We start from the raw sequence: 2,344 nt of genomic DNA on the forward strand, positions 1-2,344 counted from the left end.
CGCCTCACCGACCGGAAGCCGATTTGTTTGGGGCCGGACTTGGAGGATCGATCAAAGCCTGGCGGTCGGCGAGTTAGAGACCACGAGATCGTGGATCTGCTCGCGGATCCATTGCTGGCCCTGATGCCCGTGGGTGCGCTCATGCCAGATGAGCTCAACCTGAAACCGCTCCGGGAGCCATGGAACGTCTATCCACGCGACCTCCGCCAAGCGGTCTCGCATCAGGCGTCGCGGCACCAGCGCGACAAGCTCGCTGCTTGCGACGATGCTCGGGACAACGAGGAAAGAGGCGGCAGACGCAACAATGGCGCGGGAGTGACCGAGGGCTTCGAGGGTGGTATCCACGGGCGTCGAAAACCCGCCGCCCGAAGGCGAAACGATGACCTGCTCAAGTCCGCCGAAGCCCGCGGCCGTCGCCCCTTTCTCTATCCGAGGGTGGCCGGGACGGCCGATAAGAATGTAGCTCTCCTCAAAGAGGTGGCGGGTACGTAGGTGAGCTTGGGCGGGCTCCGGTGTGGCGATGGCCAGATCGACATCGCCGTCCGCCAGTTGCTGCGTTAACCTTGCCGGTGCTAGGCGGTGCACCGCAAGCCGGATTTTGGGCGCCTTCTCGCGCAGTCCCACGATCAGAGGCGCCACCACCACAGCCTCGATGTAGTCGGTGCACGCGATCGAGATGGTTAGCTCGGCTGTCGCGGGAGAAAAGCTGTCATGACCCTGGAGCGTGCCGCGGAGCTGATCCAGCGAGGCTCGAAGCGGCCCGATCAGCTCGAGCGCCTTGGCGGTCGGCACCATGCCACGATGCGCCGGCACGAGCAGGGGATCCTTGAACAGGTCGCGAAGGCGGTTCAGTTGGGCGCTGAGCGCCGGCTGGCTCATATGCAGCCGGGCTGCGGCCCTTGTGACGTTGCGCTCGACAAGCAGAGCTTCGAGACTGACGAGGAGGTTGAGATCGATGCGCTTCATATCCATGTTCTGGATAGTAGCGCATAAATCAATCGATTTCACATATGGCCGATGGGCTGCGAATCTGACCTCCAAGGAGCGCCGGTTCGGCTGCTCCGGCTAGTAACGGAGATCCCATATGTCGATTGATCAAAAGCCTACCATTGTCGTCGCAGGCAGCCTGAGCAAGCAGGGCCGGAGCGTGACGGAGTCGTTGTTGGGGAGTGGACGGTATCACGTTCGTGCCCTGACAAGTCGGACAGACTCGCCTGCGGCCCTCAAGCTGGCCGAGCAGGGCGCTGAGCTCATCGCCGTGCCGCTTGCGATCAACCACAGGAGCGATTTTGTGAAAGCGTTTCGGGGAGCGCAGGGCGCCTTCCTGATGACCCCAGTCGTCGCCCCGCCGGAAACCTACGAGTTCGATATTGGCAGGGATCTGGCAGACGCCGCCATGGAGGCGGGTGTTGATCACATCGTCTTCAGCACGCTGGAAAACGTCGATGAGATCACTGGAGGTTCGAAGTTCGCGCCGCATTTCACGGACAAGGCGCGCGTCGGGGCTTATATCCAGGGTCTTCCTGTTCGCAGCTCATTCGTCGAGCTCGCGTTCTTCTACACCAACCTTCTCGAATATTATACGCCGCACCAAGAGGGCGATACGCTCGTCTTTCCAATCTATCTGCCGGAGCATTTCCGAGCACCCTTCGTCGATCCGCTGACGGCGACAGGGCCAGCCGTTCTGGAAATCTTCGACCATCCCGAAACCTATGCCGGGCAAACGCTCCCGATCATCGGCGACATCCTATCGCCGGCCGAGATGATCGAGACCTTCAAGCGCGTCACGGGCCGGAAGGCTGTGTATGCATCCGCCTACTCCCCTGATGAGCTGGTTCGTCATTTTCCGGAGTTCGGGCAAAATCCTGAGCTCGTTCGAGAAAACATCGGCATGGCGGAATATGCGGTTGAATACGGATATTTCCGGAAAGACCGGGACCTGGCGTGGAGCAGGCGGATCAATCTCTCAAGCCTGACCTGGGAGCAGTTCCTGATAAAGATCGGTTGGACGGGCGACAAAACGGCGTTCGGCCTCAACTGGTGACCCTTGGTTGCTTGTAGCGGTCTGTGGTGTCTTCGGGCCGCTCCCGGTCAACAATGGTTCCGTGTCGCTGACCGGTCAGCGCCGGGTAGCATCATGAGATCGCGGGCATGCCAGCGCTGCCACCGACGGAATGTGTTCTGGCGAACCTGCCCGGGGAGCAGCCGAGCCTTTTGCTGAAGGCAGTGCTGAAGGCGCTGGCGGATCCGTAACCTATTTCATCCGCGATCCGGTCGAGCGATTTTGCGCCGCTCAAGAGTACCTGCTTGGCAATAGCGATGCGCTAGCGCGCCAGATATTCAA

General features: G+C 60.9%; 3 protein-coding genes. 1 reads left to right on the top strand and 2 read right to left on the bottom strand.

Annotation, left to right across the window (positions count from 1 at the left end):
• Window positions 1–51: 51 nt before the first annotated feature.
• On the bottom strand, window positions 52–966 hold the full coding sequence (locus ACPYOP_RS32805) for a LysR family transcriptional regulator (protein ID WP_481414364.1): 915 nt from the start codon (window positions 964–966) through the stop codon (window positions 52–54).
• 118 nt (window positions 967–1,084) lie between these two features.
• Between ACPYOP_RS32805 and ACPYOP_RS32810 the strand changes: the two genes are divergently transcribed.
• Window positions 1,085–2,044 carry an NmrA/HSCARG family protein gene (locus ACPYOP_RS32810; protein WP_481414365.1) on the top strand — a complete coding sequence of 320 codons (960 nt, stop codon included), beginning with the start codon at window positions 1,085–1,087 and terminating at the stop codon, window positions 2,042–2,044.
• A 91-nt stretch (window positions 2,045–2,135) separates the two neighbouring features.
• On the opposite strand, the gene ACPYOP_RS32815 is transcribed toward ACPYOP_RS32810, so the two are convergent.
• Complete coding sequence (locus tag ACPYOP_RS32815; protein WP_481414366.1) at window positions 2,136–2,297, bottom strand: helix-turn-helix domain-containing protein; 162 nt, start codon at window positions 2,295–2,297, stop codon at window positions 2,136–2,138.
• Window positions 2,298–2,344 lie beyond the last annotated feature (47 nt).

This window comes from Rhizobium sp. KNZ2-6A, from assembly GCF_056755475.1.

Bases quoted from the DNA above. Each gene is read 5' to 3' on its own strand.
- ACPYOP_RS32810 (WP_481414365.1), top strand. From the start codon at position 1,085: ATGTCGATTGATCAAAAGCCTACCATTGTCGTCGCAGGCAGCCTGAGC.
- ACPYOP_RS32805 (WP_481414364.1), bottom strand. From the start codon at position 966: ATGAAGCGCATCGATCTCAACCTCCTCGTCAGTCTCGAAGCTCTGCTT.